This is a genomic window from Priestia sp. TGN 0903 (assembly GCF_050846855.1).
Taxonomy (GTDB): domain Bacteria; phylum Bacillota; class Bacilli; order Bacillales; family Bacillaceae_H; genus Priestia; species Priestia zanthoxyli.
In genome coordinates this window covers 47,764-60,727 of sequence record NZ_JBOZGL010000007.1, presented here as the reverse complement: position 1 = coordinate 60,727, position 12,964 = coordinate 47,764, and the positions used below count along the sequence as shown (strand labels likewise).

Below are 12,964 nucleotides of genomic sequence, written 5' to 3'. Positions count from 1 at the left end.
GGGGATTATGAGAAAAACTGGAAAGCAAACGTGGGTTTATGAAAATCCTATTTACATTAATGCTACAGGAACAGCCGTAGGGCCAAAAGAAGCAGATGGACCGTTGGGAGAAACATTTGATATTACACATAAAGATTTGCACTGTGAAGAAGACAACTGGGAGTTAGCTGAAAGAAGACTGATGACGGAGTCCATTGACTCCTGCTTGCAAAAAATAAATTTATCCTATGAAGACATTGATTTGTTTTTGGCTGGAGATTTATTAAATCAAAACGTAACGGCTAATTTTGTAGCTCGACATAACCAAATTCCATTTCTATGCATGTTTGGCGCTTGCTCCACATCAATGGAAACGCTGGCAACAGGGGCAGCTCTTGTGGATGCGGGATTTGCTAATCGTGTTATTGCATCAGCGAGCAGTCATAACGCAACCGCTGAGCGCCAATTTCGAAATCCTACCGAGTACGGAGGACAAAAACCAGATACGGCAACGGCAACTATTACGGGAGCAGGGGCAGCGCTGGTCTCGAAAGAAAAAGGTATTGTGCGTCTCACGTCTGCAACGATTGGGCGTGTAATGGATTATGGGATTAAAAACGCAAACGATATGGGTTCTGCTATGGCACCAGCTGCTGCGGATACCATTCAAAGGCATTTGGAAGACTTAAACGTCGCGCCAAGCGAGTATGATCTTATTTTAACAGGAGATTTATCTGGTGTAGGCAGTCCAATTTTAAAACAGCTGCTCAAGGACGAAGGCTACGATATATCAACCAATCATAATGATTGCGGATTAATGGTATATCGCCCCGACCAAAATGTATTTGCAGGAGGAAGCGGCTGCGGCTGCTCGGCTATTGTCACGTATGGTCATATTTTAAATGAATTAAAATCGGGAAACTTAAAGAAAGTGTTTATGGTGGCAACAGGAGCTCTTTTAAGTCCAACGATGATTCAGCAAAAAGAGTCAATTCCAACAATTGCTCATGGCGTCGTCTTAGAACATATCGGGGAGGGGGATGATCAATGGAGTATGTAATAGCTTTTGCTGTAGGAGGAATCATTTGCGTTATTGGGCAGCTGCTGCTGGATCTTGCTAAACTTACTCCAGCGCATGTTATGAGTTCGTTTGTAGTTGCGGGAGCGATTTTAGATGGATTTGGTCTTTATGATAAGTTGATTGAATTTGCTGGCGCCGGAGCGACGGTTCCAATTACAAGCTTTGGTCATTCCTTGTTGCACGGAGCGATGAAGCAAGCGGATGACCATGGATTTATCGGGATTGGGATTGGGATTTTTGAACTTACCTCCGCTGGAATTTCAGCAGCTATTTTATTTGCTTTTATTATCGCGTTAATCTTTAAACCGAAAGGATAAAAGATTATGAAGAAAAGAAGGATCATTATTGTAACCGATGGCGATGAATATGCGCGCAAAGCAATTGAGCATGTAGCTAAATCGGTTGGTGGCAGGTGCATTTCGAGGTCATATGGAAACCCTACTACGTTAACAGGGAGTCAAACGGTAGATTTAATTCTTCAAGCACCATATGATCCCGTCTTTGTGATGTTCGACGATAGCGGTTTCTTAGAGGAAGGACCTGGGGAAATTGCTTTGCTGCATGTAGCAAAGCATCCTCAAGTAGAAGTTCTTGGAGTGATTGCCGTTGCATCACGTACTCATCAAAGCGAATGGACAAGAGTGGATGTGACCATTGATCGTTTTGGGGAAATATCGCATTACGGCGTGGATAAAAGCGGAATTCAAGAGTTAGAAGTCGGACGAATTAATGGAGATACAGTTTACTGCTTGGATCAGCTCGATATTCCCTTAGTTGTAGGAATAGGAGATATCGGCAAAATGGCTAGGATGGATGATGTCAAACTGGGATGTCCTATTACTGAAAAAGCAGCAAGACTTATTTTAGAAAGGAGCGGTTCGTTTGGGTAAGCTAGCAGAGAAGAAAACAGCTATTTTTTCAAAAGTGCAAAAAAACGATCAGTGGTTCAAGGAAAACGCTAGTATGAACACAAGCTTTGATGTGGGCGTACGTAAACTGCTTATTTTGGATCGAGAAGTTCATATTTACTACGTAACGGGGCTGTGTGATAGTTCATTTATTATTGAAATTGCAAAAGTACTCATTCAAATTAATGATAATGAAGTTGAACGAGCAAAGCTAAAGGATATTGTTGAAAACCGTCTTATTCATCAGCAAGTCAAGCCTTTAAAGACGCTGGATGATGGAATGGTATCGGTTTTATCAGGACTGCTATTCGTTTTAATTGACGGTGAAGAAGTTGGCTTTGAAGTCGATGTGCGTACATATCCTGGCAGATCCCCTGAAGAAGCGGATACAGAGAAAGTGATTCGCGGAGCACGAGATGGATACACTGAAAACATCATTATCAATACAGCGTTAACAAGAAGACGAATTCGTGACGGAAGATTTCGTTTTGAAATTATGAAGGTAGGCGAACGATCAAAACTGGACGTAGCGATTGGGTACATAAATGGCGTAGCTGATCCAGGGCTGGTTAAACTGATAAAAGATGAACTGGAAGCAATTGATATAGATGGTTTGCCGATGGCTGACAAATCAATTGAAGAGTTTTTAGTCAAACAAGGAATTAATCCTTTTCCAATGGTACGCTATACAGAACGTCCGGACACAGCAGCAGCTCATGTACTGGAAGGGCATGTGATCATTATTACCGATACGTCTCCAAGCGTTATTATTACGCCAACTACGCTGTTTCATCACGTGCAGCATGCGGAAGAATACAGGCAGGCTCCTTCTGTCGGTACGTTTATCCGCTGGATACGGTTTTTAGGAATTCTTGCTTCTCTTTTCTTATTACCGTTATGGCTGTTATTTGTACTTGAGCCAGACTTGCTGCCGTCAAAATTGCAATTTATTGGGCCAAACGAAGAAACAAATATTCCAACTGTTGTTCAAATTTTCTTAGCTGATTTTGGGATTGAATTTCTGAGGATGGCGGCCATTCATACGCCGACGCCGCTTGCCACGGCGATGGGCTTGATTGCCGCTGCGCTTATTGGGCAAATTGCTATTGATGTAGGTCTTTTTGTTCCCGAGGTTATTTTGTATGTGGCTATTGCAGCAATTGGTTCATTCGCGACGCCAAGCTATGAGTTAGCGGTAGCAAATAAAATGCTGCGATTGTTTCTGTTAATTTTCGTGGCGGCCTTTCATACTCCAGGGTTTCTTATTGCGACAACGTGTATCATTCTCTACATGGCGCGACTAAAATCATTAAATACGCCTTATTTGTGGCCGTTTCTTCCATTTAATCCGCAGGCTTTGTGGCAGATTCTCATCCGCACACCGGTTCCTGGAGCGAATCCGCGACCTAGTATTGTGCATCCGCAGGATAAAGACCGCCAGCCTGCAAAACCTTAAACAAAATATGTGGTTGAAACCTGTATGAAGATGTGATAGATTTGTTTTAAATATGGAAAATAATAAATATTTAGACAGTTAGCAGCGAATTGCCGTTAACTGTCTTTTTTACACTATACACAGGAACGGGGTCTAAACATGTTTTTACACGGAACAAGTCGCATAAATAAGCAGGGGCATCTTGAAATTGGTGGAGTTGATACGGTTGAGTTAGCATCAAATTTTGGGACACCCCTTTACGTATATGACGTGGCTTTAATTCGGCAGCGTGCTAGAGGATTTAAAGAAACATTTGAAAAGCATGGGGTAAAAGCACAGGTCGCTTATGCAAGCAAAGCTTTTTCGACAATTGCAATGGTCCAAGTCGTTCATGAAGAAGGTCTTTCGTTAGACGTTGTTTCGGGGGGAGAACTGTATACGGCTTTAGCAGCTGACTTTCCAAAAGAACGGATTCATTTTCACGGAAACAATAAAAGCCGAGCAGAACTAGAAATGGCCGTCAAAGAAGATGTAGGATGCATTGTAGTTGATAATTTTTATGAAATTGCATTGCTTGAGGAAATAACGGAACAGTATCAAAAAAAGATGCCTGTTCTTCTCAGATTAACACCTGGAATTGAAGCTCATACACATGATTATATCTTGACAGGGCAAGAAGACTCGAAGTTTGGATTTGATCTTCAAAACGGTCAAGCAGACGAAGCTGTGCGTCTTGTGCAAAATAGCAAGAGGCTAGAACTTTTAGGCATTCACTGTCATATAGGATCGCAAATTTTTGAAACAACGGGATTTATTATGGCGACTCAAAAGCTTTTTGCAAAAATGAAAGAGTGGAAACAACGTATAAAATTTGTTCCGCAAGTATTAAATTTAGGCGGGGGTTTTGGCATTCGTTATACGGAAGAAGATCAGCCTATCCCTGTTTCTCAGTATGTGGAAGTTATTATAGAAGAGGTCAAAAAGCAGTCCAAACAGTTAGAAGTAGAAATTCCTGAAATTTGGATTGAGCCCGGGCGCTCTCTTGTAGGAGATGCTGGAACGACCCTGTATTCAATCGGTTCTCGTAAACACGTACCGAATGTACGTGAATATGTAGCGATTGATGGAGGCATGAACGACAATATTCGTCCCGCACTGTATCAAGCGAAATATGAAGCGGTCATTGCCAATCGAATGAATGATGAGAGTGATGAGCTCGTATCCATCGCAGGTAAGTGCTGTGAATCGGGGGATATGCTGATGTGGGATGTACATCTTCCAAAAGCAAACCCAGATGATTTATTAGCGATGTTTTGTACAGGCGCATACGGTTATTCTATGGCAAGTCACTATAACCGTTTGCCAAAGCCAGCTGTCGTGTTCGTAGAAGATGGAGAAGCACAGCTAGTCGTAAAACGCGAAACGTATGAAGACATTGTAAAAAATGACGTGAAATACAAAGTGACGGTAAAAAAGTAACGAGTGATTAACGTAAAAAAAGAGCCTCTTGTTCAAGAGGCTCTTTTTTATGAGAATAACGATTTAATAGCATCAATAATATCAACAAAGAATTGCTTTAATTTATCAAGAAATGATTGGCCTTCTTCTGACTGAAGAAATGTTGTTACTTTTTCCTTTGTCGCAGAAAGCTGGTCTTTTACTTGGTTCCAATCGATGTTCATATCTTTTAACCGATTGAAAAAGTCAACCAGTGTATTAAGCTCTGAATCTGTTAATTTAATACCTAAATCATCAGCCACGCGCTGAATTAACGTGCGTAAATCGTCCTTTGTTTGAGGATTTTCTTTAGCAATTTCTTCTTTAATCGTTGCCATAAACTGCGCTGCTTTTTCTTTACCGATTTTTTCACCAAGTTCAGATGTTTGGACCATCTCTTCGTTGGCTGCTTTTTTTACTTCTTCTGGGATTTTTTGATCTGTTTGAACTTCATATGCTTTCATAATACCTGTTAAAGCGGCTGTACCAGATACTTCAAATGGAGCAGTAATCTGGATTTTTGCATCTTTAACGCCGGCGGTCATTAAAGCATTAATATACATGTCATCTGTAATACCATTAATATTTTGAGTTGATACGCTTAAACCAGAATCTTTTGAGCCAAGGGTAATACTAGAAGATGAAATAGCACGAGATCCAATAGTAGCCTTTGGAATAAAGTCACCTAAGTATTCATGCTCTTCTTGGTTTGTCACGGTTACTGTTTGAGCATTGCTTGGTGCATCAAGGTCATTTAATACCTGTTGCTTCTGAGAGCTGGTTAAGTCCTGACCTAATGTAATAATCACATCGCCCGGAGCAGCATCTGCAAAACTTTTTAAGGGTGCGGTTAGGAATAGAAGAAGACCTAATGTCACCATCATTGCTTTTATCGTTAATTTCAAACCTTTTTCCTCCTTTAATCCCATACTTGCCCTATTATAATACGGACAGGTCTGAAGTAACAGAGTCAATTCATCATTTTTCCATAAATCAGTCTAGAGGCGTAGATTTCTATATAAAATGAAATCTATGTATCTCCATCACTGTATTAGACGGATGATACTATAAAAAGTTTCATCTCACAACTACTATTTTTTATTTAGAGCCCTACGATAAGAAAGTGAAAAAGTGCATTCATTGAATTCATGAGCTTGTTTGTAGTAGAATAGAGTGAGTTTATAAATGTAAGTGTTCTGCCTCTAGGTGGCATTTACAACTTTTACGTTTTGCCGCTTTGACGGGGAAGATAGAGCCTGTAGCGGTACTAATACATATATTGGAGGTCATTTATATGAAAAAAGCAAGTATTTTAATGGAAAATGGTGAAAAAATTCTAATCGATTTATTTCCGAACGAAGCACCAGGAACAGTAGAAAACTTTGAAAAATTAGCTAATGAAGGATTCTACAACGGCGTAACGTTCCACCGCGTTATCCCTGGATTTGTTTCTCAAGGAGGAGACCCAACTGGTACAGGTGCTGGCGGCCCTGGCTATTCAATTAAATGTGAAACAGAAGGAAACCCTCACAAACACGAAGCGGGTTCTCTATCAATGGCGCATGCTGGTAAAGACACAGGCGGCAGTCAGTTCTTTCTTGTTCATGAGCCACAGCCTCATTTGAACGGTGTTCACACTGTATTTGGGAAAGTAACAGAAGGACTTGATACAGTGTTGAAAATGAAAAATGGTGACGTAATGAAAGAAGTAAAAGTCTGGGAAGAATAAGAGCATACTGCTATAAATGGATATCAGCTAATAAAACGTCATAACAACCTTTTACAGGGGGTTACGGCGTTTTTTCTTCGCGCAACAGCTCAAAAAGCGTAATAGATTAGGTTTCTCATACACGCGTGACATATGACAAGCTTTTGTGTAATATTGCTATTTACTTATAAATTTTGTATGATAAAAGCAGTAAAAAACGCAGCGCATTAATTTGTAGGAAAGTTTGAGGACGAGGGAGAATCGTATGCTTATTCGCTATAAACGAAACTATGAAAAAATTGCCATGGGTCTTCTATCGTTTGTACCTACGGAAAAAGATTTAAAAAAACTTCAACAAACGATGAAAGAATATGAGCAAAACGAACATTGGCAGCTGTATCTTTGGAAGCAAGAAGAAGATATTATTGGAATTGTTGGCATTTCCATGCTCGATAAAAGTTTGATTGAGGTTCAACACGTCAGTGTAAACCCTTCACACCGCCAACAGGGCATTGGCAAAAAAATGATTAAAGCTCTTAAAGAAATGTATACGACTGCACAAATTAAGCCGAGTGAAATCATCGCTCCTTTTTATGAAAAGTGTCAGGCGGATGAATAAAGAAAAGCATGATTAGTTGAGGTGCGAAAGCGTCTTTCACATCTTAGTCATCATAAAACAACAGGTAGCTTCTAGCTACCTGTTGTTTTGTTTTGCCAATAAGTTCGCTTGTCTTTCCGCAATCACACCTGAACGATCTCGCGTACTGTGACGATGAACAATCGCATCATTTTGTAGATTAGAAGCTGATAACCAGACAAGCTGTTTATCAGTGCTTCTTTGTTTGCAAGCTCGTAATAATGCTGGATCTTCAATAGGTAAGTTAATGCTTTTATATGGCTGATAGGTATCGATTAGAGCTAATTGTTTGCGAAGAAGTTTAAGCAGTAAAGGATAATTAAGTCCAAGCTGTGCAATATTTTCTTCTTCCTTCGTTAAAATTGCCAGCGCCTTTTGCATCGTTCTTTTGGCTCCCGCGAAATTTTGACGTCGATGATGATAGAGTGAAACAGCAATTTGAATAAGGCCAACCCAAATAATATTGCGGTGTCCTCTTTCGTCTTTTTTCCAGTGTTCTTCTAGCAGTTCATGGCATTCAAAGTAATCCCGGTCGCCATGAAAATGAACTAAATAATCAATATAGGCTTGTGAATACAATCTTGTTCCCTCCTGGTAAGACTCTATATGTAGTGTATCACAAAAATTAGCTATTCATCAGCGCTGTGCCTTTAAAGAGACAAACGTGCTCAAGGTATGGCGAACACGTTTGTTTTTATTCAATATGTGTGGTTAGAAGCGTAAGCAAGAACAACCAACAATAATTAATAAAATAAACAGTACAACAATTAAAGCGAAACCGCTACCGTATCCACAAGATTTTTCACCCATGCGAGTTCCTCCTTCAGCCATTTGAAAATGTTATTACCTTGACATCATATGTATGTTTAAACTTTTTGTATGGGCAAATGACCTATTTTTACGTTAATTTGTATTGGACATGTGTCTATAATCCTCTATACTAATGATAGTAACGTTATATAAAGCAGCAGAAATGATAAGCAATTGAAAAGTGTTGGTGAGATAAAAGTGGAGTACAGTGTAAAAGTAGATGCGTTTGAAGGACCTTTAGATCTTCTTCTGCATTTGATTAACCGATTTGAAATTGATATTTACGATATCCCAGTAGCGACAATTACTGAGCAATATATGATGTTTATACATACAATGAATGAGCTTCAGCTAGACGTTGCCAGTGAGTATCTAGTCATGGCAGCAACTTTGCTTCAAATTAAAAGTAAAATGCTTCTGCCTACGTATGAAGAAGATATGGATGAAATTGAAATGGTCGATGAAGAAGATCCGCGTGAAGAATTGATGCAGCGCTTAATTGAATATCGAAAGTTTAAAGAAGCGGCAGTAGAGCTTCAAAAGCTGGAAGAAGACCAAAGTCATGTGTATACAAAACCTCCAAGTAATGTGCAAATAAATGCAGAAGAACGTACGCAGCCTCAGGACGAAGGGTTGGATATATCACTGTATGATATGCTAAGTGCTTTTCAAAAGTTAATGAAACGAAAGCAAAACAAAAAGCCTATGCAGACGAAAATAGCAAGACAAGATATTCCAATTGACAAGCGCATGAGTGAAATTGTGAATGAATTAAAAGCCTTTAAAGGGAAAAAAAGTTTTTATCAGCTGTTTCCTTATCAAGAGCGTGATCATATTGTTGTAACGTTTTTAGCTGTGCTGGAATTAATGAAAGAAAATGAAATCGTTGTGGAACAGCAGCACAATCTAGACGAGCTTTATGTATCGTATCGAGAAAGGAATGAAGAGGAATGACAACGAATAATTTACAGGCTATTATTGAGAGCTTACTTTTTGTTTCTGGTGATGAAGGTCTGTCTATTAGCCGGTTAGCTGAGATTATAGAAAAGCCTCATGAAGACATTCAAGGTGCTTTGGAAAGCTTAGAGCAAGAGTGTAAGTCCAGAGGAGTTACACTTGTTGAAATAGGCGGGGCCTATCAGCTTGTTACAAAAAAAGAGCATGCATCATATATTGAGAAGCTCGTAGAAGCTCCTGCTAATCAATCATTGTCACAAGCAGCGCTTGAAACGTTAGCTATTGTAGCGTATAAGCAGCCAATTACAAGAGCTGAAATCGAAGAGATTCGCGGAGTGAAAACGGAAAGACCTCTTCAAACTTTAATTGGAAAGGTTCTGTTAAAAGAAGTGGGACGAGCGGAAGGCGCAGGGCGTGCCATCTTATACGGAACGACAAAAGAATTTTTAGGCTATTTTGGGCTTAAAAGTATCGAAGAGCTGCCGCCGCTTCCAGAAGATTTGTTACAAGAAGGAACCGATCAAGAGGCAGATTTATTTTTTCAATCGTTTCAAGAAATGAAGTGAAACCGTAAAAGAACATAGAGTTTTTCTATGTTCTTTTTTGTATGGACAAATCTTTTCATTCATAACCAAAAAAGACGAGCATAAACTTGTACAAACAGGTAGAGGGACGGGGATGACATGAAAAGAAGCAAAAAAAGTATCATCTATCTATTTATTGTATTGCTATGTCTCAGCGGTTGGCCTTCCGTATCATCTGCAGCAGGGAGTGTAAGTGCTCATAGTGCTATTTTGATGGAACAGAAGTCAGGAAGAGTGTTATACGCTAAAAATGCAGATCAAGTTAGCCGAATTGCTAGCATCACAAAAATTATGACAGCAATACTGGCGATTGAATCTGGCAAAATAAATAAAAAAGTTACCGTTAGCCACAACGCAGTTGGCGTTGAAGGTTCTTCTGTGTATTTAGTTGAAGGTGAAAAAATAAAATTAAAAGATTTAGTGTATGGCTTGATGCTTCGCTCAGGTAATGATGCTGCTGTAGCTATCGCAGAAGCCGTTGGAGGAAGCGAAGATGGATTTGTTTATTTGATGAATAAAAAAGCAGAAGAAATTGGCATGATGAATACAACATTTCAAAATCCGCATGGATTAGACGATCATGAAAATCATCGCTCAACAGCACACGATATGGCTCTGCTTATGCGCTATGCAATGAATAATAAAATTTTCAAAGAGATTTCAGGAACAAAAGTCTATCGAATGAAGCACCCTGAAGAGAAATGGGATCGAGTGTGGAAAAACAAAAATAAACTGCTGACAACACTATATGCATACTGTACTGGCGGAAAAACAGGATATACAAAATTAGCAAAACGAACGCTTGTGACAACTGCTACAAAAGATGGAATGGATTTAATCGCCGTAACGATTAATGCGCCAGATGATTGGAACGATCACATTTCCATGTATGAAAATGCATTTGATAAATATGATATGACCAGTTTAGCTGCAAAAGGCGAATTGGCAGATATAAAAGATTCTTTCTATAAAGATCAGTTGTATATTAAACGAAATGTCGTCTATCCTCTTACAAAGAAAGAACAGAGCTCTGTAGAAGTGAAAACAACGTTAATTCAGCCTAAAAAGCAGTGGGAAGAAACAGGGAAAGTTCCTAATGTTGTAGGGAAGCTCGATATTTATAGAAGTGGAGAAACGATTGACAGTGTTCCTATTTATTTCGAAAAGCAGGCCGAGCAGCAAGAAGGTTTCTTTAATCGAGTGAAGCGATTAATGTTTATTCAGTCTGGAGCCAAAACAGATGGTTAATATTATTTGGATGCTGCTGACCATTATCGGAATTGTTTTTGCAATTATAAATGGGAAAATTGGTGATGTAAACAAAGCAATTTTTCAAGGAGCAGGCGAAGCGGTGACCATCAGCATTGGATTAATCAGCGTGCTGGTCTTTTGGTTAGGTATGATGAATATTGCTCAAAGTGCAGGGCTTCTCGACAAGTTAGCGAAACTGTTTCGCCCCATTATTACTAGACTTTTCCCTGATGTTCCAAAAGATCATCCGGCCTTAGGATACATATTGTCCAATATGATGGCGAATATGTTTGGGCTGGGGAATGCGGCAACTCCTCTTGGTATTAAAGCGATGGAGCAGCTTAAAAAACTGAACGGCGACAGAGACGAAGCAAGCCGTTCTATGATCACACTTTTAGCACTTAACACAACCAGTTTAACGCTTATACCGACCACAGTTATTGCCATTCGAATTACGTATAACTCGGCTAATCCTACTGAAATTGTGGGTACTACGCTTTTAGCAACTGTTGTAGCTACGATAGGAGCTATCATCATTGATCGCTTCTTTTATTATCGACGTACGCGAAAAGGAGGAAAACGAAAATGACGATGCTTAATCAAGTATCATTGATGTTTATTCCTCTTATCGTAGGCTGTATTTTACTTTATGGAACCTACAAAAAAATTCCTACGTATGAAAAGTTTGTAGAGGGAGGGAAAGACGGATTACAAATTGCTTTTTCCATCATTCCTTACTTAGTCGGCATGTTAGTGAGCATCTCTATTTTTCGAGCTTCAGGAGCCCTTGATTTTTTCTTATCTGTTTTAAAACCTATGCTGCAAGCAGTCGGCGTTCCGGCTGAAATTGTACCTTTAGCTCTTATTAAACCGATATCTGGAACGGCTGCCCTTGGTATCACAACGGATCTAATTTCTACATATGGACCTGATTCTTTTATCGGTCGTTTGGCATCGACCATGCAGGGAAGTACAGATACCACGTTTTATATTTTAACGGTTTATTTCGGAGCAGTAGGTATTAAAAAAATGGGAGATGCGCTGAAGGTTGGTTTACTGGCGGATTTGGTAGGGATTATTGCATCAGTTGTGATCGTAATCCTTGTATTTGGCAGGTAAGAAATCGAAAATTCTACCTCTGTGTGGCAAATAGACTTGTGTATTACTTCGTAAACAAGTAAGATGTTACAAGAGGTGAAGTGTTAATGGAACGATTACAAAAAGTGATTGCTCACGCAGGTGTAGCATCAAGACGTAAAGCTGAAGAATTAATCGGCCAAGGCCGAGTGAAAGTAAATGGAAAAGTTGTAAAAGAATTGGGCACGAAAGTAGGTCCTAACGATAAAATTGAAGTAGACGAAGTGCCGGTAGAAAGCGAAGCGCCTGTTTATTTTATGCTATACAAACCAAGAGGCGTGATTTCAGCTGCTAACGACGACAAAGGAAGAAAAACAGTCGTTGACTTCTTTCCGCATGTAGAAGAAAGAATTTACCCGATTGGACGTCTGGACTATGATACGTCGGGTCTACTTCTTTTAACAAATGATGGTGAATTTGCTAATCAGCTAATGCACCCGAAATTTGAAGTGGATAAAGTGTATGTGGCTAAAATTAAAGGAATCCCAAGTCGTGAAAGCATCAGACAGCTGCAGCGCGGAGTGATGCTTGAAGACGGAAAAACAGCACCAGCTCGTGCAAAAGTTCTTTCCATTGATAAAAGCAAGCAGACGGCGATCGTAGAACTGACGATTCACGAAGGGAAAAATCGTCAAGTACGTCGCATGTTCGATGCAATCGGACATTCTGTATTAAAGTTAAAACGTGAGCGCTACGGACCTTTAGACTTACGCGGATTAAATGCAGGAGAAGCACGCGAGCTTACGGCTCATGAAGTCAAACAATTATATTCAATGTCTCAAACAGGTAAGTAATTTTCACTTACCTGTTTTTTTTATGAAAAATGTCGTGAATTAGAAAATCAAGCAAGGTTTTTTGAAAAAATGTCGAACTTGTAGAATGAGAGGAAGACTTCACAGAAACGTCGAAATATTATCGGAAAGCCACTACCAAAAAAATGATATAATGGTAGAAAAAAAGCGTATTGAAAGCGGTTAAAA

Annotated in this window: 16 protein-coding genes; 13 read left to right on the top strand and 3 right to left on the bottom strand. The window is 39.5% G+C overall.

The features are described from left to right. The first annotated feature begins 7 nt into the window (after positions 1 to 7). The 5 genes from spoVAD to lysA all read left to right on the top strand — a co-directional run bounded on the left by spoVAD (position 8) and on the right by lysA (position 4,882). The gene (spoVAD, locus tag ACRPLY_RS21605; RefSeq protein ID WP_028411544.1) at positions 8 to 1,039 is read left to right on the top strand and encodes a stage V sporulation protein AD; all 1,032 of its coding nucleotides are present in this window, start codon (positions 8 to 10) and stop codon (positions 1,037 to 1,039) included. Continuing rightward, a complete protein-coding gene (gene spoVAE, locus ACRPLY_RS21600) occupies positions 1,027 to 1,377 on the top strand; it encodes a stage V sporulation protein AE (RefSeq protein ID WP_013059069.1) in 351 nt (116 codons plus the stop codon). The genes spoVAD and spoVAE overlap by 13 nt, the downstream gene beginning before the upstream one ends. A 6-nt stretch (positions 1,378 to 1,383) precedes the next feature. Continuing rightward, positions 1,384 to 1,950 carry a stage V sporulation protein AE gene (locus tag ACRPLY_RS21595; RefSeq protein ID WP_014458304.1) on the top strand — a complete coding sequence of 189 codons (567 nt, stop codon included), beginning with the start codon at positions 1,384 to 1,386 and terminating at the stop codon, positions 1,948 to 1,950. Then, entirely contained in the window at positions 1,943 to 3,424 is a 1,482-nt protein-coding gene (locus ACRPLY_RS21590; RefSeq protein ID WP_033579733.1) for a spore germination protein, read from the top strand. The genes ACRPLY_RS21595 and ACRPLY_RS21590 overlap by 8 nt, the downstream gene beginning before the upstream one ends. A gap of 138 nt (positions 3,425 to 3,562) precedes the next feature. After that, a complete protein-coding gene (lysA, locus tag ACRPLY_RS21585) occupies positions 3,563 to 4,882 on the top strand; it encodes a diaminopimelate decarboxylase (protein ID WP_325077393.1) in 1,320 nt (439 codons plus the stop codon). Positions 4,883 to 4,929: 47 nt separating this feature from the next. On the opposite strand, the gene ACRPLY_RS21580 is transcribed toward lysA, so the two are convergent. Next, positions 4,930 to 5,805, bottom strand: coding sequence for a DUF1002 domain-containing protein (locus ACRPLY_RS21580; RefSeq protein ID WP_014458307.1), 876 nt, complete (start codon positions 5,803 to 5,805; stop codon positions 4,930 to 4,932). A 389-nt stretch (positions 5,806 to 6,194) separates the two neighbouring features. Between ACRPLY_RS21580 and ACRPLY_RS21575 the strand changes: the two genes are divergently transcribed. Then, positions 6,195 to 6,629, top strand: coding sequence for a peptidylprolyl isomerase (locus tag ACRPLY_RS21575; RefSeq protein WP_013059064.1), 435 nt, complete (start codon positions 6,195 to 6,197; stop codon positions 6,627 to 6,629). Between the two features lie 244 nt (positions 6,630 to 6,873). Beyond that, on the top strand, positions 6,874 to 7,227 hold the full coding sequence (locus ACRPLY_RS21570) for a GNAT family N-acetyltransferase (protein WP_013059063.1): 354 nt from the start codon (positions 6,874 to 6,876) through the stop codon (positions 7,225 to 7,227). A gap of 75 nt (positions 7,228 to 7,302) precedes the next feature. Here the strand turns inward: ACRPLY_RS21570 and ACRPLY_RS21565 are convergent, their stop codons facing one another. Together ACRPLY_RS21565 and ACRPLY_RS21560 are read right to left on the bottom strand one after the other, a co-directional pair. After that, the gene (locus tag ACRPLY_RS21565; RefSeq protein ID WP_325077394.1) at positions 7,303 to 7,824 is read right to left on the bottom strand and encodes a DUF309 domain-containing protein; all 522 of its coding nucleotides are present in this window, start codon (positions 7,822 to 7,824) and stop codon (positions 7,303 to 7,305) included. Positions 7,825 to 7,956: 132 nt separating this feature from the next. Further along, positions 7,957 to 8,055 carry a YjcZ family sporulation protein gene (locus ACRPLY_RS21560; protein WP_170836726.1) on the bottom strand — a complete coding sequence of 33 codons (99 nt, stop codon included), beginning with the start codon at positions 8,053 to 8,055 and terminating at the stop codon, positions 7,957 to 7,959. 198 nt (positions 8,056 to 8,253) lie between these two features. Here ACRPLY_RS21560 and ACRPLY_RS21555 point away from each other — a divergent pair, with 198 nt between their 5' ends. From ACRPLY_RS21555 to ACRPLY_RS21530, 6 genes are all read left to right on the top strand, one after another. Beyond that, on the top strand, positions 8,254 to 9,009 hold the full coding sequence (locus ACRPLY_RS21555; RefSeq protein WP_013059060.1) for a segregation/condensation protein A: 756 nt from the start codon (positions 8,254 to 8,256) through the stop codon (positions 9,007 to 9,009). Further along, positions 9,006 to 9,578, top strand: coding sequence for an SMC-Scp complex subunit ScpB (gene scpB, locus ACRPLY_RS21550; protein ID WP_099000478.1), 573 nt, complete (start codon positions 9,006 to 9,008; stop codon positions 9,576 to 9,578). The genes ACRPLY_RS21555 and scpB overlap by 4 nt, the downstream gene beginning before the upstream one ends. A 117-nt stretch (positions 9,579 to 9,695) precedes the next feature. Beyond that, entirely contained in the window at positions 9,696 to 10,844 is a 1,149-nt protein-coding gene (locus tag ACRPLY_RS21545; RefSeq protein ID WP_325077395.1) for a D-alanyl-D-alanine carboxypeptidase family protein, read from the top strand. Then, positions 10,837 to 11,436, top strand: a complete 600-nt coding sequence (locus ACRPLY_RS21540) for a nucleoside recognition domain-containing protein (RefSeq protein ID WP_013059057.1) — start codon at positions 10,837 to 10,839, stop codon at positions 11,434 to 11,436. Before ACRPLY_RS21545 ends, ACRPLY_RS21540 begins: the two co-directional genes overlap by 8 nt. Further along, on the top strand, positions 11,433 to 11,966 hold the full coding sequence (locus tag ACRPLY_RS21535; RefSeq protein WP_013084923.1) for a spore maturation protein: 534 nt from the start codon (positions 11,433 to 11,435) through the stop codon (positions 11,964 to 11,966). Before ACRPLY_RS21540 ends, ACRPLY_RS21535 begins: the two co-directional genes overlap by 4 nt. Before the next feature lie 86 nt (positions 11,967 to 12,052). Next, the gene (locus tag ACRPLY_RS21530) at positions 12,053 to 12,778 is read left to right on the top strand and encodes a pseudouridine synthase (protein WP_028411537.1); all 726 of its coding nucleotides are present in this window, start codon (positions 12,053 to 12,055) and stop codon (positions 12,776 to 12,778) included. Positions 12,779 to 12,964 lie beyond the last annotated feature (186 nt).